Origin of the sequence: Flavobacterium sp. 1, assembly GCF_002797935.1 — a bacterium.
Lineage (GTDB): Bacteria > Bacteroidota > Bacteroidia > Flavobacteriales > Flavobacteriaceae > Flavobacterium.
In genome coordinates, this window is the sequence record NZ_PGER01000001.1 from 4849466 (window position 1) to 4870101 (window position 20636).

17 protein-coding genes are annotated in these 20636 nt (G+C 32.7%); 13 read left to right on the forward strand and 4 right to left on the reverse strand.

Features of this window, described 5'->3' with window-relative positions; translation table 11 throughout:
* Positions 1–7: 7 nt before the first annotated feature.
* From CLU83_RS19680 to kynU, 6 genes are all read left to right on the forward strand, one after another.
* On the forward strand, positions 8–2029 hold the full coding sequence (locus CLU83_RS19680) for a DUF3857 domain-containing protein (RefSeq protein WP_100433179.1): 2022 nt from the start codon (positions 8–10) through the stop codon (positions 2027–2029).
* A 3-nt stretch (positions 2030–2032) separates the two neighbouring features.
* Positions 2033–4024 (forward strand): DUF3857 domain-containing protein, encoded by a 1992-nt coding sequence (locus CLU83_RS19685; RefSeq protein ID WP_100433180.1) that lies wholly within the window; start codon positions 2033–2035, stop codon positions 4022–4024.
* 42 nt (positions 4025–4066) lie between these two features.
* Positions 4067–4393 carry a nucleotide pyrophosphohydrolase gene (locus tag CLU83_RS19690; RefSeq protein ID WP_077373631.1) on the forward strand — a complete coding sequence of 109 codons (327 nt, stop codon included), beginning with the start codon at positions 4067–4069 and terminating at the stop codon, positions 4391–4393.
* 80 nt (positions 4394–4473) lie between these two features.
* Entirely contained in the window at positions 4474–5709 is a 1236-nt protein-coding gene (aroA, locus tag CLU83_RS19695) for a 3-phosphoshikimate 1-carboxyvinyltransferase (protein ID WP_100433181.1), read from the forward strand.
* A 175-nt stretch (positions 5710–5884) separates the two neighbouring features.
* On the forward strand, positions 5885–6934 hold the full coding sequence (queA, locus tag CLU83_RS19700) for a tRNA preQ1(34) S-adenosylmethionine ribosyltransferase-isomerase QueA (protein ID WP_100433182.1): 1050 nt from the start codon (positions 5885–5887) through the stop codon (positions 6932–6934).
* A 396-nt stretch (positions 6935–7330) separates the two neighbouring features.
* Positions 7331–8608: a kynureninase gene (gene kynU / locus CLU83_RS19705; protein WP_100433183.1), complete on the forward strand. Its 1278-nt coding sequence runs from the start codon at positions 7331–7333 to the stop codon at positions 8606–8608.
* A 53-nt stretch (positions 8609–8661) separates the two neighbouring features.
* Here the strand turns inward: kynU and CLU83_RS19710 are convergent, their stop codons facing one another.
* Entirely contained in the window at positions 8662–9309 is a 648-nt protein-coding gene (locus CLU83_RS19710; RefSeq protein ID WP_100433184.1) for a flavin reductase family protein, read from the reverse strand.
* Positions 9310–9582: 273 nt separating this feature from the next.
* Here CLU83_RS19710 and CLU83_RS19715 point away from each other — a divergent pair, with 273 nt between their 5' ends.
* A complete protein-coding gene (locus CLU83_RS19715; protein ID WP_100433185.1) occupies positions 9583–11973 on the forward strand; it encodes a penicillin acylase family protein in 2391 nt (796 codons plus the stop codon).
* A gap of 2 nt (positions 11974–11975) precedes the next feature.
* On the opposite strand, the gene CLU83_RS19720 is transcribed toward CLU83_RS19715, so the two are convergent.
* The 3 genes from CLU83_RS19720 to CLU83_RS19730 all read right to left on the reverse strand — a co-directional run bounded on the left by CLU83_RS19720 (position 11976) and on the right by CLU83_RS19730 (position 14371).
* The gene (locus CLU83_RS19720; protein WP_100433186.1) at positions 11976–12422 is read right to left on the reverse strand and encodes a hypothetical protein; all 447 of its coding nucleotides are present in this window, start codon (positions 12420–12422) and stop codon (positions 11976–11978) included.
* Positions 12423–12428: 6 nt separating this feature from the next.
* On the reverse strand, positions 12429–12797 hold the full coding sequence (locus CLU83_RS19725; protein WP_100433187.1) for a DMT family protein: 369 nt from the start codon (positions 12795–12797) through the stop codon (positions 12429–12431).
* A 65-nt stretch (positions 12798–12862) separates the two neighbouring features.
* Positions 12863–14371: a helicase HerA-like domain-containing protein gene (locus CLU83_RS19730; protein ID WP_100433188.1), complete on the reverse strand. Its 1509-nt coding sequence runs from the start codon at positions 14369–14371 to the stop codon at positions 12863–12865.
* A 363-nt stretch (positions 14372–14734) separates the two neighbouring features.
* Between CLU83_RS19730 and CLU83_RS19735 the strand changes: the two genes are divergently transcribed.
* From CLU83_RS19735 to CLU83_RS19765, 6 genes are all read left to right on the forward strand, one after another.
* The gene (locus tag CLU83_RS19735) at positions 14735–15559 is read left to right on the forward strand and encodes a MotA/TolQ/ExbB proton channel family protein (RefSeq protein WP_100433189.1); all 825 of its coding nucleotides are present in this window, start codon (positions 14735–14737) and stop codon (positions 15557–15559) included.
* Positions 15560–15607: 48 nt separating this feature from the next.
* Positions 15608–16231, forward strand: coding sequence for a biopolymer transporter ExbD (locus CLU83_RS19740; RefSeq protein WP_100433190.1), 624 nt, complete (start codon positions 15608–15610; stop codon positions 16229–16231).
* A gap of 18 nt (positions 16232–16249) precedes the next feature.
* Positions 16250–16822 (forward strand): biopolymer transporter ExbD, encoded by a 573-nt coding sequence (locus CLU83_RS19745; protein ID WP_100433191.1) that lies wholly within the window; start codon positions 16250–16252, stop codon positions 16820–16822.
* Positions 16823–16855: 33 nt separating this feature from the next.
* Positions 16856–17653, forward strand: a complete 798-nt coding sequence (locus tag CLU83_RS19750) for an energy transducer TonB (RefSeq protein ID WP_100433192.1) — start codon at positions 16856–16858, stop codon at positions 17651–17653.
* Positions 17654–17885: 232 nt separating this feature from the next.
* The gene (locus CLU83_RS19760; protein ID WP_100433194.1) at positions 17886–18809 is read left to right on the forward strand and encodes a PstS family phosphate ABC transporter substrate-binding protein; all 924 of its coding nucleotides are present in this window, start codon (positions 17886–17888) and stop codon (positions 18807–18809) included.
* A 20-nt stretch (positions 18810–18829) separates the two neighbouring features.
* Positions 18830–20500: a lipopolysaccharide assembly protein LapB gene (locus tag CLU83_RS19765; RefSeq protein ID WP_100433195.1), complete on the forward strand. Its 1671-nt coding sequence runs from the start codon at positions 18830–18832 to the stop codon at positions 20498–20500.
* The last annotated feature ends 136 nt before the right edge of the window (positions 20501–20636 follow it).

Genomic DNA, 20636 nt, shown 5'->3' on the forward strand with positions numbered 1-20636 from the left:
TTGCCAAATGAAAATCAAATATTTAACTTTTCTGTTTCTTATTGCCCTATTTTGTTCCAATGTAAATGCTCAAGAATTTAAATTAGGAAAAGTCTCCATAGCAGAATTAGAACAAAAAGTGCATCCGAAAGATTCAGCTGCGGTAGCTGCCATATTGTTCAAAAAAGGACAAACCAGTTTTGTATTTTCAGAAAACGAAGGGTTTATTGTAGTTTTAGAGGTTACCATGCGTATTAAAATCTATAAAAAAGAAGGATATAATTGGGCAAATAAGCAGGTAGCCTTTTTAGTCGGAAATGGTACTAGTAAAGAAAAAGTTGCCTTTTCAGATGCAGTAACTTATAATTTAGTAGCAGGTAAAATAGAAAAAACAAAGCTTAAAAGTGAGGGCGAATTCACAGAAAAAGTTAATAAATATTGGAATAGGAAGAAAATAACTTTGCCGAATGTAAAAGAGGGTTCTGTGCTAGAATACAAATATGAAATACGAACAGATAATATTGGAATGTTGAGAGAATTTGATTTTCAAACAGATATTCCTGTAAATTATTCAGAATATATAACTCACATACCCGAATACTTTGTATATAACACTAAATTAAAAGGTTTTATCTCTCCAAAAATCACAACAGAAAAATCGAATCAGTCCATTACTATTAATAGCAAAGAAAGATCTGGAGGAGGATGGACTGCTAGCAGTACTAATTTTACAACGGATAAAATTGATTATCTTCAAACAAAAACAACCTATGTTATCGAAAATGCTCCTGCTATGAAAGACGAGGCATTTGTAAATAATATTGACAATTTTACTACCAGTTTGGTTCAGGAATTATCGATGACACAATATCCAAATAGACCTATTAAGCCTTATTCTACAGACTGGAATTCTGTTGCAAAAACTATTTATGAATATGATGATTTTGGACCAGAGTTGAATAAAACCGGATATTTTGAAGAGGATTTAAAAGCAGTTATTGCAGGTTTGTCATCTCAAGATGAAATTATTACAGCGATTTTAAATTATGTAAAAGCTACTGTGAAATGGAATGAAAATTATGGTTATTCTTGTGATGAGGGTGTTAAAAAAGCTTACAAAGACAAAGTAGGAAACGTAGCCGAAATTAATTTAATGCTTACTGCAATGTTGCGTACTGCGGGCTTAAAGGCAAATCCTGTATTAGTGAGTACCCGATCTAACGGAATTTCAATTTTCCCTAATAGAACTGCATACAACTATGTGATTGCTGCAGTCGAAACACCTCAGGGCATAATACTATTGGATGCTACAAATAAATATTCTACTCCAAATGTATTGCCATTTAGAGATTTAAACTGGATAGGAAGATTAATTAGAAAAGACGGGTCATCTGATGAAGTCGATTTAATGCCAAAAATGGCTTCAACTGATCATGTAACAATGTTGTACGCTATTGACGCAATAGGGAAAATTACAGGAAAATTAAGAAGACAGAGAACCGCTCATAATGCAATGAGTTTTAGGTCGAAAATTGAGAATGTAAAAGAAGAAGACTATCTGGAAAAGCTGGAAAATGAAAATCAAAAAATTGAAATTGCAGATTATTCCAGAACTAACGAGAAGGATTTGAAATTACCCATTATGGAAACCTGTTCTTTTACCGGAACTAATTTATGTGAAGTTATAGGGGAAAAAATATACATTAATCCATTATTGTTTTTTACCAAAGAGCATAATCCTTTTAATAAAGAAACCAGAGAATACCCTATTGATTATGGTTTTCCATTTATAGAAAGTTACAATATTAATATTGATATTCCTGAAGGATATGTTGTAGAGACATTGCCAAAATCGGCTCAGTTAAATATGGAAGAAAATATAGGCGGATTTAAATTTAGAGCAAATGCTTCTGGAAATAAAATACAGCTGATTATTTCCCATCAAATAAATACTCCAATCATATCTTCAGAATATTATTCCATGATGAAAGATTATTACCAAGGAATGATTACGAAGCAAACCGAGAAGATTGTGTTGAAAAAAGTGTAAACAATGAAAAAAAGCAAAGTGTTTTTGGTATTGTTCATTTTATTTTCTTTCGTAAAGATAAATGCTCAAAACTTTGAATTAGGAAAAGTATCAATTGCAGAATTAAAGGAAAAAGTTCACCCCAGAGACACAAGTGCTGTTGCAGCAATATTATTTAAGAATGGTAAAACTAGATTTGAGTACACTAGGGATAAAGGATTTGTCGCAATTACTGAAGTTTCGATGCGAATTAAAATTTATAAGAAAGAGGGCTATGATTGGGCTAATTTTACGGTACCGTATTATGTAGGGTATGAAAATTATAGTGATGATGTTGTCACATTTTCCAATGCTGTAACCTATAATCTGGTAAATGGTGCGATTGTAAAAACTAAACTCAATAGTGAAGGCAGTTTTAAGAAAAATGTGAATGAATATTGGAATGAAGCAACTATAATGTTGCCAAATGTAAAAGAGGGGTCGGTAATTGAATTTAAATATGTTTTGAAAACGGAAAACATTGTTAAGTTTCCTGTTTTCTATTTTCAATATAAAATTCCAGTAAATTCAGCTGAATATACGACTAATATCCCTTATTTTTTTACGTATAAACCTATTCAGATTGGTTTTATAGATCTTAAAGTCGATTCAAAAGTTACAGATGGAAGTCTTCATTATGATGATCAATATCAACATTCAGTTTCGTTGAGTTTCAATCAGATAAAAAGTAAATATAGTACAGAAAATATTCCAGCATTAAAAGAAGAAAGTTTTGTTGATAATATTCGAAATTACCAATCGTCATTGCATCATGAACTTGAAAAAACAAATTTTCCCGATGATAAAGAGAAAAATTTTTCAAAAGATTGGGATGGCGTAGCCAAAACTATTTATGCAGATAAAGATTTTGGGAAAGAGTTAGAAGAGAGTTCTTATCTTCTAGACGATACTAGATTGATTTTAAAAGGAATTGATTCTAAGGAAGAAAGACTAGCAGTAGTTTTTAAGTTTGTTCAAGAACGGATGCATTGGAACAATGATAATGGATACTACACAGATAAAGGAGTAAAGCAAGCCTATACTGCCAGAACTGGAAATGTTGCCGAAATAAATTTTATACTTATCTCAATGTTAAAACTGGCAGGTTTTGATGCAAATCCAGTACTGATTAGTACAAAAGATTATGGAAGACCGGTTTTTCCTAATAGGACTGGTTTTAATTATGTTATAGCTGAAGTGAATATTGATGGGAAGCAAATTTTATTAGATGCTACTCATAAATACACAACCCAAAATATTTTACCCTTGAATGTTTTAAACTGGAAAGGACGGCTTATTAAGCAAGATGGAACTTCTCAGGAAGTGGAGCTAGTGCCGACAAAGAGTTCAGGTAAAAATTATACGCTGATGGTAAAATTGGATAAATCCGGAGGAATGGAGGGCAAGTATAGATCTCAGTTAACGGATTATGAAGCATACAATTTTAGAGATAAGTATGCAGAAATGGAAACGGACAACTATCTCGAGAAATTAGAAAATAATTTAAACGGAATTAGAATTCAAGGGTATACCATAGATAATAAAAAGACTAATCTTGCTAATCCTGTTATGCAGACTTTTGCTTTTTCAACTAATAATCATTCTGAGATTATTGGAGATAAAATATATATCAACCCAATGTTATTTTTTACGGAATCTCATAATCCTTTCGTTCAAGAAAAAAGAAAGATGCCAATCAATTTTGAATATCCAAAATTTGAAAAATATAATATAAGTTATGAAATTCCAGAGGGTTATGCTATAGAATCGCTTCCTAAACCCTTAAAGATTTCAACAGAAGGTGAAGAGCTGTCCTTCTCTATGAATGTGAATTCGCAAGATAATAAAATACAGATTGCTGTAATCAAAGAGATAAATTTTGCTGTCATTTCAGGTGATTTTTATGGATCAATTAAAGACTTTTATCAAAAAATGATTGACAAGCAAAATGAAAAAATAGTCTTGAAAAGAATATAGTATGACTTTGTGCATTTGTATATTTGCCATAAAAATACCGCTATGAATCTAAAAAATGCCCAACAAGACGTAGATACTTGGATCAAAGAACACGGAGTCCGTTATTTTAATGAACTGACTAATATGGCACAGCTTACCGAAGAAGTAGGTGAAGTAGCCCGAATCATTGCGCGCCGTTACGGAGAACAATCCGAAAAAGAAAGCGATAAAAACAAAGACCTTGGCGAAGAATTGGCCGATGTTGTTTTTGTAGTGCTGTGTTTGGCTAATCAGACAGGAATCGATCTGCAGGCCGCCTTTGATAAGAAGATGGATTTGAAATCAGTAAGAGATAAAGACCGCCACAAAAACAACGATAAACTAAAATAATGTTATAAGTGAACGCAAAGCTTTGGTACATCCTTTTTTTAAAATAAATTTGCCAAACATACCTTTTCAACTTATCCAAAATGAATTTACTAGTACAGACTTCCCAACCCGATTTACAAGACCAAATTGCAATTACAGGATCCAAAAGTGAAACAAACAGACTTTTGCTGCTTCAAGCATTGTTTCCTAATATCACTTTAGAGAACACTTCAAATTCAGATGACAGTGAGGTAATGCAAAAAGCATTAAAAGGGAATGACGAAATTGTAGATATTCATCATGCAGGAACTGCAATGCGTTTCTTGACTGCTTATTTTGCAGTCAATGAAGGCCGTGAAGTTGTCTTGACAGGATCTCAAAGAATGACCGAACGCCCGATTAAAGTTTTGGTGGAGGCTTTGGTACAATTAGGAGCAAAAATCACGTATGAAAATGAAGAAGGTTATCCGCCTATTCGAATCATTGGACAAAAAATAACGGCTCACAAAGTCAGTATTCCTGCTAATGTGAGCAGTCAATATATATCGGCATTGCTTTTAGTAGCGCCAAAATTAGAAAACGGAATTGAACTGACTTTGGTTGGCGAAATAACTTCTGTTCCGTATATCAAAATGACTTTGACTTTGCTAAATGATTTAAATATTGAAACGAGTTTTGTTGGAAACGTAATAACTGTAAAACCAAAGAAAGAAGTAGAAACCAAAGTAATGACTGTTGAGTCCGATTGGAGTTCAGCTTCCTACTTTTTTAGTTTAGTAGCTTTGGCAAAAACAGCTTCAGTTTCTTTAACGAGTTATAAAGAAACAAGTTTGCAAGGAGATTCGGCTTTGGTTGAAATTTATAAGAAGTTGGGAGTTTCTTCACAGTTTGAAGGAGATAAGCTTACATTGACAAAACAAGAAGGTTTCGATTATAAAGACATCACTTTCGATTTAAACAATACACCAGATATTGCCCAAACTATTGTAGTTACTTGTTTAGGATTAGGAATTGGCTGTCACTTAACAGGCTTGCATACCTTAAAAATTAAAGAAACTGATAGATTGGAAGCACTTCGAATAGAATTGACTAAACTAGGAGCCAATATTTCAGTAACCAACGACAGTTTGACATTGGTGGCAACAGAAAATATTAACCCAGAGATAAGAATTGATACTTATAACGACCACAGAATGGCGATGGCTTTTGCTCCGCTAGGACTAAAAGTTCCAATTATTATCAATAATGCTGATGTTGTATCAAAATCATATCCAGATTTTTGGGATGATTTAAAAAAATTAGGCTTTTTAGTTGTTCAAAAGTGGTCATTTACCTAGACTCTTGTTCAGTTTGTTGTCAATTCATTTTTGTTTAGCGTTTAGGTGAGTAAAAATAAACACCTAAACACTTGACAACGCCTATCTCACAATCGTATATTTGCACCCGAAAGATTTTTAAGTTCAGGCTAAACAGCTTGCAACTTGAAATTTTAAACTTTTAAACAAACAGCAAATGAAATTATCACACTTTCAATTCAATTTACCAAAAGAACTTCTTGCAGAATATCCAGCCGAAAATAGAGATGAGTCTCGTTTGATGGTTATTGATCGTAAGAAACAAACGATAGAACATAAAATGTTTAAAGATGTTATCGATTATTTTGATGATGGTGATGTTTTAATCCTAAATAATACCAAAGTTTTCCCAGCCCGTTTGTACGGAAACAAGGAAAAAACCGGAGCTAGAATTGAAGTGTTTTTATTAAGAGAACTAAATGCAGAACAAAGACTTTGGGATGTATTGGTAGATCCGGCACGTAAAATCAGAATTGGAAATAAATTATACTTTGGAGACGACGATTCATTAGTGGCTGAGGTAATTGACAATACTACTTCTCGTGGTAGAACCTTGCGTTTTCTTTATGATGGTTCTTATGAAGAATTCAGAAATAAATTGACCGAATTAGGAGAAACTCCTATCCCAAAATATATTAACCGTGAAGTGACGCCAGAAGATGCTGAACGTTACCAAACAATTTATGCCAAAGAAGAAGGAGCTGTAGCGGCGCCAACTGCTGGTTTGCACTTCTCTAAGCATTTATTGAAAAGATTAGAAATTAAAGGAGTTAAATTTGCCGAAGTTACACTTCACGTAGGTTTAGGAACTTTTAATCCAGTTGAGGTTGAAGATTTATCTAAACACAAAATGGATTCTGAAGAATTGAAAATTACTCAGGAAGCCTGTGATATTGTAAATACTGCAAAGGCGGCTAAGAAAAGAATCTGTACCGTAGGAACGACTTCTATGCGTGCTGTAGAAAGTTCAGTTTCTTCACAAGACACGCTAAATCCTTATGATGGATGGACAAATAAATTCGTTTTTCCTCCTCATGATTTTAGTATACCGACCTGTATGATTACTAATTTTCATACGCCAAAATCTACTTTGTTAATGATGGTTTCTGCTTTTTGCGGACATGATTTAATGAAAAGAGCTTACGAAGAAGCAATCAAAGAAGAATATAAATTCTATTCTTACGGAGATGCAATGTTGATTATCTAATCGCATTCAAAATTATAAATATAAGTCTCGTCAGCAATGGCGAGATTTTTTTTACCTGCAAACTAATTCCACAAACTGAATACTGCTATCTGAACAGTGATGACTGCCTTCTGAATATGGGCGTATTACGGGTCATCCATTACAAGTTTTGACCAGAAATCAAAGTAATACTAGCACTGTGGGAGCTTCCGTTGGTCGCTTCCTCGTTGCTGTATTACTAATGGCTTCAAGTAAAAACTTTTCATTTTTATCCCTAACGCAATTTCTTTTCCATGAAAATTTCGTTGCTTTAAATATAAAATTTAGCTCCCAATGGATTGATTTTTTATTGAATTATCTTTTTATAGGACTTAAATACTTTCTTTTTTCTATTTTTACTGCATAAATAATAAAAAGATGGATTTCAAAAACACACTGAAATTTGCACAAAAACTGGATGCTCAAGATAATTTACATAAATATCAAGACGAATTTATTTTTCCAAAAGTCAATGACAAAAAGGTAATTTATTTTACTGGTAATTCTTTAGGATTACAGCCAAAAAGATCCAAAAAATATATTGATGAGGTAATGGATGATTGGGCAAATTTAGCCGTTGAAGGTCATTTTTATGCAAAAAAACCTTGGTGGGACTATCAGGAGCGTTTTACTAATCCGTTGAGCAAATTAGTGGGTGCATTGCCGTCAGAAGTCACAGTGATGAATACGCTGACAGTGAATCTTCATTTATTGATGGTTTCTTTTTATAGGCCAACAGCAAAACGTTTCAAAATCATTTGCGAAGAAAAAGCATTTCCTTCAGATCAATATATGTTTCAGAGCCAAGTGCATTTTCACGGTTATAAACCAGAAGATGCAATCGTAGAAATTAAGCGCCGTGACGGGGAACATAACATTCGGCTGGAAGATATTCTGTCAACAATTGAAGAAGTCGGAGAGGAGCTGGCTCTAGTTTTAATAGGTGGCGTAAATTATTATACAGGCCAGGTTTTTGACATGAAAACAATTACCGAAGCTGGTCACAAACAAGGCGCTTATGTGGGTTGGGACTTAGCTCACGCCACAGGAAATATTAAATTAGAACTGCACAATTGGAATGTGGATTTTGCCGCATGGTGCAGCTATAAATACATGAACTCAGGACCAGGAAATGCTTCGGGCTGTTTTGTTCATGAAAAACATCACAACAATAAAGAACTGCCTCGTTTTGCGGGTTGGTGGGGACATAATAAAGAACGACGCTTCAAGATGGAACCGGTTTTTGATCCTGTTCACGGAGCTGGTGGCTGGCAGATAAGTAATCTACCAATTTTATCTTTAGCACCTTATTTAGCTTCTGTTGAAATGTTTGATGAAATTGGAATGGATCAATTAATCTTAAAAAGAGATAAAATAACTTCCTATTTAGAATTTATCCTAAACGAAATCAGCATAGAAGTGCAAGGTTCTTTTGAGATTATTACACCGGCTAATTCTTCTGAAAGAGCATGTCAGTTATCTGTTTTTTTGCATGGAGAAGGGCGCAGGCTGTTTGATTATTTAATGAAAAATGGTGTAATTACAGATTGGCGTGAACCCAATGTAATCCGATTGGCGCCAGTTCCATTATATACCTCCTATGAAGATATGTTTCACTTTGGGCAGATTCTGAAAAGAGGAATATTGGAGAAATAAAAAAACGTGAATAGTTCTAAATGCTGTTCCCGTTTCCTTTTAATTGTAATTTCTTATTCTTTGTCTTTCCTGAAAGGTTTTGTCGGAACGTCCTGCTGAGCCTGTTGAAAACGGTCAATCAGTTTTGGTAAAAAATAACCGTCAGTACCATTTAAGGCAACAACATTTCCTTTGTCTAACTGCAGCCAGCCGTCTTTATGTTCTAATGCTTCGTCATAAAAAATACTTTCGATGGAAGCGATGATGTGTATAGTTCCGTTTTCTTTGATGTTATATTCATTCACAAATTTGCAGTAGAGCTGTACAGGGCTTCCTTTTACAAAAGGGATACTGATTCCTTCTTTATACTCTTCTTCCAAATTGGTTTTGTCAAATTCGGAAATTCCTGATTCATAATTAGCAGATGTGTGATGAGCATCAGTAATCATATCAACTGTTATATGGTTTACAGTGAAGTAGCCGGTTTCCATGATGTTTTTATAAGTATCTCTTGGAGTAGTGGTTGGACGTACAATGATTCCAATTAACGAGGGACTGTTTCCTAAATGGGTAACACTGCTGAAAATAGCAACATTGGTATTGCCCTCAATAGATTTTGTGGCAATCAAATTAGCAGATTTAAATCCAGTACATGAATTAATTAAATTTAATTTTTCAATCTTATCCATCTGTGAAATGGTTTCTTTTGAAATGCTTTTCATGTCTTTTTTGAATTTAAACAAATATAAGAAACGGTTATTTAATACTATAAAATCTTTTGTAAAAATCTTATTTTAGATATTCATTTTTAACTTGTGAGCAAGATATTCTTTGTTTTGTAATAAAAAAATGACAATAATGCTAAAAGCAGTTATAAGCATGGTTTGTTTGTATTTGATAAAAAATAATTCTTTTTTAAAAATGTTTTAGGAAATGGATGTCAAAATATAATGATTTTTATATAAGTTTGAGAGGATCTATTAAAATTGCTTCTGATGAGAATATTAAAACGAGTCTTGCTTATTTTTATTTTTTTGCTAATTGCGGTACTAATTTTATTTGTAATATATAGGGCATATCAAAAGCCTGAATATGAAGGAGAAATTTATTTAAAAAATATTCAAAAGGAAACTATTGTTTATTTTGATGAATTTGGCGTGCCTCATATTTATGCAAAAAATTCCAAAGATGCAATGGTGGCTTTGGGATATGTACATGCTCAAGATCGATTATGGCAAATGGAATTGCTTAGACGAATAGTTCCTGGTAGGCTGTCCGAAATATTTGGTTCGGTAGCTTTAAAGAATGATAAATTTTTTGCTGGTTTAGGAATTGAAGAAGCTTCCCAAAAAGCAATTGCAGACTTGGATAAAAAAAGCCCAGCCTATCAATTGATGATGGGATACCTTGATGGAATTAATCAATATATTGACGAAGGACCAGCTCCTGTTGAGTTCAAATTGTTAGGAATTAAAAAAGATAAATTTACGGTACAAGATGTTTATAATATTTTTGGGTACATGTCTTTTAGTTTTGCAATGGCTCAAAAAACAGATCCTTTACTTACCGATATTCGTAATAAATATGGGATGGATTATCTGAAAGACTTTGGTTTAGAAGGGCAGTTTAATACAACTCAAATTAAGAATGCAAAACAAAGCACACAAGAATATGCTGTTATTTCACAATCTATTGCTTCATTATTAGATAAATCCCCAGTTGCTCCTTTTGTAGGGAGTAATAGCTGGGTTATTGCTCCGCCGAAAACAAAAAATAAGAAAGTGATTTTTGCCAATGATCCTCACATTGGATTTTCGCAGCCGGGAACTTGGTACGAAGCTCATATAGAAACTCCAGATTTTGAACTATATGGCTGTTATCTGGCAGGTGCGCCGTTTCCTTTGTTGGGGCATAATCATGAATATGCTTATGGTTTGACAATGTTTGAAAACGATGATGTGGATTTTTACCAAGAAGAAAATAATCCAGAAAACAGTAATCAGTATAAAACTAAAAACGGATTTCAAGAATACGAAATCAGAAAGAAAATAATAAAAGTAAAAGATTCTGCGGATGTGGTTCTGAATATAAAAATAAGTCAGCACGGTCCTGTTATGAATGATTTATTAGTGGGTTTAAAAAGTGATAAGCCAGTTGCTATGTCTTGGATTTATACACAGCATCCTAATCATAACATTGAAGCTATTTATGCTTTATCACATTCAAAATCTGTTTCCGAATTTGAAAAAGGAGTGTCACTTATTCATTCGCCGGGACTTAATGTGATGTATGGTGATGCCAAAGGAAATGTGGGTTGGTGGGCAACAGGGAAATTATATAAGCATAGAAATAGTGCAAATACTAATTTCATATTGAATGGATCTGAGGGTAAAGATGATAATCTGGAATATTTAGATTTTTCTAAAAATCCTTCAGCTTTCAATCCAAGCTGGAACTATGTTTATTCTGCAAATAACCAGCCGGAAGCAATTGATGGCTTTGTGTATCCGGGATATTATCTTCCTGAAGACAGAGCCAAAAGAATTACACAATTATTAAATTCAAAATCCAATTGGGATAAAAGTTCAGTTGGTGAAATGATTAATGACAATACCTCTGCAATCGCTCCCGAAATGGTTAAAAAGCTGATTTCAAATTTAAATCTTAAATCACTTTCCAAAACAGAAAAAGAAGCAATAATTGTTTTAAAATTGTGGAAAGGAACTAATAATTTAGAAGATGTTGCTCCTGCGATTTATAATAAATGGATTTATTTGTATTTAAAGAATACTTTTCAAGACGAATTAGGAGACGAAAAGTTTAAACAGTTTCTTGGAACTCATTGTATGAAGCAAATTACCACAAGACAGATTTCTAGCAAAAATTCACCATGGTGGGATGATATTACTACCAAAAACAAGAAGGAAACTAGAAGTGAAATAGTGACAAAGTCATTTGAGGAGGCAGTAATAGCCTTAGAAAAACAATTAGGAAGTTTATCTTCGGAATGGAAATGGGAAAAAGTTCACACAGTAGAATATCAACATCCAATAGGGAAATTAGCATTATTAAGACCTTTTTTTAATGTGGGCCCTTATGAAGTCTCTGGATCGAATGAAGTGATAAATAATCAATTTTTTGATTTTGCTGAAGATGGTTTTTATAAAGTAAAAGGAGGCCCATCAAGCAGAAGAGTAATAGATTTTTCAGATATTGAAAATAGTTGGGGAATTTTACCAACGGGTCAGTCTGGGAATCCATTCAGCAAGCATTACAATGATCAGGCTGAACTGTATAATTCAGGAAAGTTCAGAAAAATGAAATTGAATAAAAAAGAAATTATACAGTCTTCTACAAAGCTGGTTTTTTATCCTGTAAAGAATTAATCTTAATCCCAAATGTATTTCCAAGAACGGTCTTTTTGTTTTTTCCAAACCGTATGAAAAATACCTTTTGAAATCTGCTCCTTTCCAGAGGAATCTTTTGAAATCCAGACATATTTGCCGTAGCTTGAAGCCATATCGCCAGCATAGGAGACGGTTACAGCATCAGGAGACCAGGTTACGGTTACGTTTTGATATCTAGGATTGGAATAATAATTTTTAATATTGTTTTTTCCAATGATTATAGTGTCGTGTTCTCTTTTGATAACGGCACAGGAATCTGCAAATTGGTAAAAGCCTTCTGCTGGTCCTTTTTCGGCTACTAATTTTTCAAAGTCCTTTTCGGTTTTGACAATTTCTAATTTGATATACGCCGCATTTTTAGTTTCTGACTTTGGCGAACAGCCATTCAGAATTAACATTAAAATAAAGAATTTGAATACTTTTTTCATTGTGAATTATTTTTTAAATATAAAATAAACGGCTAAAATTAAACATATAAAACCAATGAAATGATTCCATCTCAAAGTTTCATTTTTAAAAAAAAGCAAGGAGAACAACACAAAAATAACTAATGTGATTACTTCTTGAATTACCTTAAGCTGTAATAAAGAAAAAGGACCGCCATTACCTTCGTAGCCTATCCTGTTGGCAGGAACTTGAAAAAAATATTCAAATAATGCCAAGCCCCAGCTTATCAATACGACAGTTATTAATCCTGTATTTTCAAACCATTTTAATTCCTTGAATTTAAGATGCCCATACCAAGCCAATGTCATAAAAATATTTGACAACAGTAATAACCCTATAGTAGCGTATGCTTTCATGTTTTGTTTTTTGAACCAAGAATAGTAATTATAATTGCTATTTTAATATTGAAAACTGTGGAGGTTTATTTTTTGAGTATTTTAGAGAGTATTCCAAATGCGCCTCTGATGAAAGTTGCGCTGGTAACAACCTTTAAAACCGATTTTGTGACAACACTTGCAGCGCTTGGTTCATTATTTGCTTTTTTTGTTTCCTCAATAACAACTGCTTGTTCTTGTGCAGATTCTATTTTTTTAGTGAGCATCTCATAAGCACTTTCGCGGTCGATCACTTCACTGTATTTTTTGACTAATTTGGACTTGTTGTTAATCTCCTGAATTTCAGCATCCGTTAAAATGTCCATTCGGCTCATTGGCGCACGCATCATTGTAGCCACAAGCGGAGTTGGAATTCCTTTTTCGTTTAAGGCTGTTACAAAAGCTTCGCCAATTCCTAAACTGGTCAATAATTCATCTGTTTTGTAATATTCGGATGAGGGGTAATTATCCGCTGATTGTTTGATTGCTTGTCTGTCATTAGCAGTAAAAGCTCTTAGAGCATGCTGTATTTTTAATCCGAGTTGTGCCAAAACGCCACTTGGAATATCCATTGGATTTTGAGTGATAAAATAAACACCTACTCCTTTGGAACGAATTAACTTTACTATGGTTTCTATTTGTTCCAATAAAGTTTTGCTGGCTTCATTAAAAATCAAATGGGCCTCGTCTATAAATATAACTAATTCGGGTTGGTCTGCATCTCCTTTTTCAGGCATTTGCTGGTATATTTCGGCTAATAAACTAAGCATGAAAGTAGAGAATAATTTAGGTTTATCTTGAATATCTGTTAGTCGGATAATATTGATGTACCCTTTTCCGTATTCATCAATACGCAGTAAGTCATCAATTTCAAAAGACAATTCTCCAAAAAACAAATCACCGCCTTGCTGTTCCAGTTCAATTATTTTTCTTAAAATTGTTCCTGTAGTCGAAGTAGATATCTTGCCGTAACTTTCTTCAATTTCGTCTTTTCCCTCGTCGGTTATGTAATTAATGACTTTTTTAATATCCTTTAAATCTAACAGGGGCATTTTATTGTCATCACAATATTTAAAAATAACCGAAACAACTCCAGCCTGTGTGTCATTTAAATCTAAAATTCGGGAAAAAAGTACAGGTCCAAATTCTGAAACTGTAGATCGAAGCCTTACGCCTTCCTGTTTAGAAAGTGTCATTAATTCGACTGGGAAACCCGATACAGCATAGGGGATATTTAGTTTTGAATGCCGTTCTTTTATGAAATCTTTTTCTTCTCCTTCTTTGGCAATACCGCTAAAATCACCTTTTATATCCATCATTAAAACAGGAATGCCATAAGAGGATAACTGTTCAGAGAGAACTTGAATTGTTTTTGTTTTTCCGGTTCCAGTAGCGCCAGCTATCAATCCATGTCTGTTTAATGTTTTTAATGGGATTTTTACAGGAGTGCTTGCTAATACTTCACCATCTAGGATGGAGACTCCAAGTGTTATGCTTTCACCTTTGGATAAATAGCCTTTATTTATGTACTGAATAAAATTTTCTTTGTTGCTCATTTTAACGGAGTTTTTGAAATGAACTGCAAGATATTAAATATTATCCAAATGGAATAATCAAGTGTTTCTTATAAATAATATCACAAAAAAAGATTAATTTGATAGAAAATGTAAGTTTTTTAATTAGGCAATTCTTTGAATAAAAATACTCGGAATGCTTAAAACGTCTTGTTTTTTTAATAATTTTGAAAGGTTTTTTAAAAAAAATATTCAATTATTCTTAAAAAACCTTACAGTACTGTTTTAAGAATAAAATAAATTGTTAGAATACTTAAAAAAAAGTTTTTTTATTTCAACTAAAAAATTAAATTTGCTCCTATACAAGTTTATTAAAACTAAAATAAATATTTAAAATTTAAAAAAATGGCAAACGTTAAAGTTAAAAAAGAAAGCACTTCAAATGGTGGAGGAATGGTTTCAGGAATTATTATCGCATTATGTATTTTTGTAGGTTGGTTAGTTTGGTCTCAAGTGATGGGAGACCCATCGAATTTTGAAGGTGGAGATACAGAAAAAGGTCACCCATTAAATACATTAGGACAAGTTTACAAAGGAGGATTTATAGTACCGGTATTATTAGGTATGTTATTAATGGTTATTGTTTTCTCTATTGAAAGATTTTTTGTTATTACAAAAGCTGCTGGTAAAGGAAATTTAGATAAATTTATGAAAGCAATCCAAGTAAGTATCAAATCAGGAGATATTGATGGCGCTATTGTTTCATGTGATAAACAACAAGGTTCTGTAGCAAACGCAATTAAATCTGCATTAGTTAAATACCAAGAAGTTAAAAAAGAAGGATTCAACAGTGAAGAAGCTGCTGAAACGATTCATAAAGAAATCGAAGAGATTACAGCTCTTGAAATGCCAATGTTAGAAAAAAACATGACTATTATTTCTTCTTTAGTTTCATTAGGAACACTTGGAGGATTATTAGGAACGGTATCAGGGATGATTAAAGCGTTTGGTGCTTTGGCTTCTGCTGGAACTCCAGATCAAGCAGCTCTTGCGGTTGGTATCTCTGAGGCTTTGATTAACACGGCTACAGGTATCTCTACTTCTATTACTGCAATTGTTGCTTACAATTTCTTTACTTCAAAAATTGATGATTTAACTTATTCTATCGATGAGGCTGGAACTACAATCGTAAATACTTACAGACATTTTAGAGGTAGTTTAAAACAATAAATTAAATTTTGATATTTTTTTTATAATATCAAATAAAAGATAAAAATAATGGGAAAAATAGTAATGAAAAAAAAGTCCACATCTACCGATATGACGGCGATGTGTGATGTTGCGTTTCTTTTGCTAACGTTCTTTATTTTGACTGCCACTGCTAAAACACCTGAAGTATTACCAGTTGATACTCCGCAATCTACTGTTCAAACTAAATTGCCTGCAGATAATCTGTCGACATTGACGATTGGTAAGGTACAAGGAAAATCAGTTGTATTTTTTGACCTAAAAGGAAAAGATGTTCGTAAAAAGGCACTTGAATTTATGGCTGATAAATATAATATTTCCTTTACTGAAAAAGAGTCGGAAGAATTTGGATTAATGGAAAGTTTTGGTGTGCCAATTCAAAATTTAAAACAAATTTTGAATATGAAAGCAGCAGATAGAAGTAAAGCGGGACAGCCTGGAATACCTAAAGATTCTTTGGATAACCAGTTGAAGGATTGGGTTCTTTATTCTCGTAAAGCAAATATTGAGGTTAATGACAAAGAATTGAATTTTGCAATAAAAGGAGATGCGAAGGAACAATATCCTGCAATTAAGCAAGTAATGGATGTTTTGCAAGATCAAAAGGTCAATAGCTTTAACTTGGTTACAGGTTTAAGAGGAAAGAATTTTTAATTAAAAAAGACACACAAAATGGCTGAATTAAATACCGACAGTGGCGGTGGCAAAAAAGGCGGTGGTAAAGTAAGAAGTAAAAAACAAAACTCTAAGGTAGATTTAACTGCCATGGTGGATTTGGCCTTCTTATTAATCACATTCTTTATGCTTACTACTACCTTGTCAAAACCACAATCCATGGATTTGACGTTGCCAGATAAAGAAAAAGATCCAAATGTTAAAAGTAATATAAATGTTGATGAGAATCGTACGATGACTTTATTGCTTGGTGAAAATGGAAAGTTGGTGCGTTATGTTGGAATGTTGGAAAAACCACTTGCGGCTCCAAAAGATTTTTCTTACGGTAAAGATGGGATTCGTAAAGAATTACTCGATAGAATGGATAAAGTAATCGCATATTCTACTGCTAAAGGGAAACCAAAAGATGGTATGATTGTAATTATCAAACCAAGTAAAAAATCAACTTATCGTAATTTGGTTGATGTTTTGGATGAAATGGCAATAGTTGGGGTAAATAAGACTGGTTCTTATGCAATAGTGAATGAATTTGCACCTGAAGAAGTGAAATTGTTAGAAGTAAAAAAATAATTTTTTTTACTAATAACCTAATAATTATAAAAAATGAAATTAGATTTAATAAAAAATCAATGGATTGAGATCGTTTTCGAAGGGCGTAACAAACTTTATGGTGCGTACGTACTTAGAAAATCGAATCGTAAGACTTCTATGCGGGCTCTTATCATTGGCAGTGTTCTTTTTAGTCTAGCTATCAGCGCTCCTCTTATTGCAAGTTACTTGCCAAAAGGGGGTGATGATGACACAATTAACGAAAAGATTATTGCGGTTAAGATGCCTCCTAAGAAGAAGGTTGAAGCTCCTAAAGATCTTGCACCGCCACCACCACCTCCACCTAAACAGGATCAGGTTAAATTCGTTAAACCTGTTGTTACTAAGGCTGAGGATGTTACTGAGGATCCGCCAAAAATGGATGATATCAAAGATAAGAAAACTGGTGCAGAAACTATTAAAGGAGATCCAGATGCTCCTCTTACAGTTGAAGAAGTTGGTAATGGCCCTGTAGTTGAAGTTATTGCAGAGGACACTAGTGTACACTCTTTAGCGGGTATTGAGCAAAAACCTGAATTTCCGGGTGGTATTGAAAAATTTTATGCTTTTGTAGGTAAAAATTATACACCACCAGAAGAAGAAGGTCTTAAAGGAAAAGTTTATGTGACATTTGTTGTTGAAAAAGATGGAACTTTAACGGATATCAAAGTAATTAGAGATATTGGTTATGGGACTGGAAAAGAAGCAATCAGAGTTTTGAATAAATGCCCGAAATGGCTTCCTGGGGAACAAAATGGTAAAAAAGTTAGGGTTTTATATTCTCTTCCAATTACTATTCAATCAGCAGAATAATGTTAAATAATTTATTTAACAATTTGAAGAAGAAATCGCTTATTGAGCGATTTCTTCTTGTTATAACCATATTGGTTTTCTTAGCTTATTTCTTTTTAGGAATAATGGTTATTTTTTGGGATAAATTTCCATTTGACATGCAAATGCACTATAGAATAGCTTTAGGCTTTGTGTTAATTGCCTATGCTATTATTAGATTTTTCCGCGTATATAATGCTAATAAAGAATAATTATGTCCAGATTTAGTTTTTATTTGATTTTTGGATCCTTTATTTTTTTCTTTTTTAATTGCAAAAAGGATGAAAATAATGTTCTAAATGATGAAACGATTTTAAAAGGTAAGGCTACCATTTATGTTGATGAGACAGTTACTCCTATTGTTGAAGATGAAGTTATGGTGTTTGAAGGTTCTTATGACGCAAAATTCACTTTAATTTCTGAATCTGAATCTGAAGTCTTAAACTCGTTATTTAACAAAAAGGCCAGTATCGTTGTATTAGCTCGGAATTTATCAAAAAAAGAGTTAAATCTTTTTGAACAAAGAAAAATAGTTCCTAAAATAACTAAATTTGCTATTGATGGCATAGCTTTTGTTTCTAATAAATCTAGTAATGACACATTAATTGCATTGAAAGATGTAATTGGTTTTATGAAAGGAGAACGCAGCTCTAAAATAAAAGGTATCGTTTTTGACAATCCAAATTCAAGCACTGTGAGTTATATGAATAATTTGGCTGGTTTGAATAATTTGCCAGAGAATGATATTTACACTTTTAAAACTAATAACGAAGTTTTAAAATTTGTTTCAGAAAATAATGGAATGATTGGTGTTGTTGGAGTAAATTGGCTGTCTCAGCCTGTTGCATCAATGGAATCAGTTATTAAGAATATAAATGTTTTAAGTGTTAAGGGCTTAGATAGAGAAGGGTATTATGCTCCTTCACAAAATAATTTTGCAGAAGGGACGTATCCTTTATTGAGAGATTTATATATTGTGAATTGCCAAGGGTATTCTGGTTTAGGAATGGGGCTTTCTTCGTTCGTTGCAGGTGATATTGGACAACGAATTATTTTAAAATCTGGTTTGTTGCCATATACGATGCCCACAAGAAAATTAAATATAATACGAAATAAGTCTGATATCAAAAAGAAATAAAATAAATTAATTTAATGAAGATGAATAAAATTAAAATTTTAAGTATTGCTCTATTGGCAGTTGTGGCAACAGGCCGTGCGCAAGATCTTAATCAAGCAAAGAAAGCTATCGATGCTGAGCAATTTGAAAGTGCAAAAAACATATTAAAATCTATAATTCAAGCAAAACCAGCTAATGGAACTGCAACTTTTTATTTAGGAAATGTTTATTTATTGCAGAATAATGCAGATTCGGCAAAAATCTATTATCAAAAAGGCCTTGCTGGTTCAGAAGGTGTAAGACTAAATAATATTGGTTTAGGTTTAATCGATTTAGATAAGGGTAATGCTGCGGAAGCTGAACAAAAATTTGCGTTAGCAACCAAAGATTTAAAAAAGAAAGATATTGAAGAGTATATTTTTATAGGTCGTGCTTATACATTTTCGACCAATCCAGATTATAAAAAGGCATTAGAATATTTGAATAAGGCTAAATTGGTTAATCCTCAAGATGCGCAATTAAATTTAGCATTAGGGAATGCCTATTTCGGTGATAAAAATCAAAACGAAGCTTATTCAGCTTATAGAAACGCTTATACTATTGATAATACAATGATTAGAGCAAAAATGCAGTTAGGTGTTTTGCTGAAAGGCGCTAAGGCTTATACAGAAGCAATAAAAGCCTTTGATGAAGTTATTGCTATCAATGCAAATTATGGTCCAGTTTATCGTGAGTTAGCTGAAACGTATTATTTATGGGGTAGAAATGAACCTTCTAAGTATAGAGTGTATATTGAAAAAGCCCTGCTTAATTATGAAAAGTATTTGAGTTTAACAGATTATTCAGTTAGTTCGAGAATGCGTCATGCTGACTTTTTGGTTTTGGCTGGTGAATATAAAGCGTTAGAAGCTGAAGCAAATAAAATGGTTGAGCTGGATAAGGTTAATCCTAGAATTTTACGTTATTTAGGAATTTCAGCTTATCAAAATGGAAATTATGATGTCGCAATAAAATCTTTAGAGAGTTTTATTTCTGAGGCTACTAATAAAGTAATTGCTTTTGATTATCAAGTTTTAGGTTTTGCTAAAATTAAAAAAGCAATTGGCGAAGATGGAAAAAATCTTGATATTGTTTTGTTTGATAATGGTATTCTTGATGTGAAAAAATCGGCAGAGATGGATGCTAATAGTTTGGCTGCGAATATTAGTGATATTGGTAAAAAGTTATACGAGTTAAAATTATTTAAGCAAGCTAGTGTGATTTATGAAATCGCTGTTGCAAATAAAGAATCTAAAAACTATACATTAGATAACTTCTATTTAGGAAACAGTTTGTATTTTGACAATACGAAAAAAGATGTGAAAGCTGATCCAATTGCTTTACAGAGAGCAGATTTAGCTTATGGTGCCGTAATTGAGGCTTCTCCTAAAACACAAGATGCTTACTTGTACAGAGCCAGAACTAATAGTTTATTAGAAAATGATGAGATGACAATAAAATATTATAATGATTACGTTAATATAGTTACGGAAAAAGGACCAGAAGAATTGGCAAAACCTGCTGTAATTAAAAAATTAATAGAAAGTTACAATACTGCGGGAGCTAGTTATGCAAATTCTGACAAAACAAAAGCTATTGAATATTTTAATAAAACATTAGTTATTGATCCAGCTAATGAATATGCTTTGAATTCATTGAAATCCTTAAAGTAATTAAAATAAAATATTTTTTAAAACGACAATTAGAAATAGTTGTCGTTTTTTTTATATTTTTTTTTGGTGTGTTTCCTGCTCATTTTGATTGTGTTTTTTGTTCATTATTTAGGTTTCTTTTAATTGCGTATATTTG

What these genes read in the sequence shown, in the direction of transcription:
- CLU83_RS19730 (WP_100433188.1), bottom strand. Translation starts at nt 14,371, where the DNA reads ATGAGCAACAAAGAAAATTTTATTCAGTACATAAATAAAGGCTATTTA.
- CLU83_RS19765 (WP_100433195.1), top strand. Translation starts at nt 18,830, where the DNA reads ATGAATAAAATTAAAATTTTAAGTATTGCTCTATTGGCAGTTGTGGCA.
- CLU83_RS19735 (WP_100433189.1), top strand. Translation starts at nt 14,735, where the DNA reads ATGGCAAACGTTAAAGTTAAAAAAGAAAGCACTTCAAATGGTGGAGGA.
- CLU83_RS19685 (WP_100433180.1), top strand. Translation starts at nt 2,033, where the DNA reads ATGAAAAAAAGCAAAGTGTTTTTGGTATTGTTCATTTTATTTTCTTTC.
- CLU83_RS19760 (WP_100433194.1), top strand. Translation starts at nt 17,886, where the DNA reads ATGTCCAGATTTAGTTTTTATTTGATTTTTGGATCCTTTATTTTTTTC.
- CLU83_RS19750 (WP_100433192.1), top strand. Translation starts at nt 16,856, where the DNA reads ATGAAATTAGATTTAATAAAAAATCAATGGATTGAGATCGTTTTCGAA.
- CLU83_RS19745 (WP_100433191.1), top strand. Translation starts at nt 16,250, where the DNA reads ATGGCTGAATTAAATACCGACAGTGGCGGTGGCAAAAAAGGCGGTGGT.
- aroA (WP_100433181.1), top strand. Translation starts at nt 4,474, where the DNA reads ATGAATTTACTAGTACAGACTTCCCAACCCGATTTACAAGACCAAATT.
- CLU83_RS19720 (WP_100433186.1), bottom strand. Translation starts at nt 12,422, where the DNA reads ATGAAAAAAGTATTCAAATTCTTTATTTTAATGTTAATTCTGAATGGC.
- CLU83_RS19740 (WP_100433190.1), top strand. Translation starts at nt 15,608, where the DNA reads ATGGGAAAAATAGTAATGAAAAAAAAGTCCACATCTACCGATATGACG.
- CLU83_RS19690 (WP_077373631.1), top strand. Translation starts at nt 4,067, where the DNA reads ATGAATCTAAAAAATGCCCAACAAGACGTAGATACTTGGATCAAAGAA.
- kynU (WP_100433183.1), top strand. Translation starts at nt 7,331, where the DNA reads ATGGATTTCAAAAACACACTGAAATTTGCACAAAAACTGGATGCTCAA.
- queA (WP_100433182.1), top strand. Translation starts at nt 5,885, where the DNA reads ATGAAATTATCACACTTTCAATTCAATTTACCAAAAGAACTTCTTGCA.
- CLU83_RS19680 (WP_100433179.1), top strand. Translation starts at nt 8, where the DNA reads ATGAAAATCAAATATTTAACTTTTCTGTTTCTTATTGCCCTATTTTGT.
- CLU83_RS19725 (WP_100433187.1), bottom strand. Translation starts at nt 12,797, where the DNA reads ATGAAAGCATACGCTACTATAGGGTTATTACTGTTGTCAAATATTTTT.
- CLU83_RS19710 (WP_100433184.1), bottom strand. Translation starts at nt 9,309, where the DNA reads ATGAAAAGCATTTCAAAAGAAACCATTTCACAGATGGATAAGATTGAA.
- CLU83_RS19715 (WP_100433185.1), top strand. Translation starts at nt 9,583, where the DNA reads ATGAGAATATTAAAACGAGTCTTGCTTATTTTTATTTTTTTGCTAATT.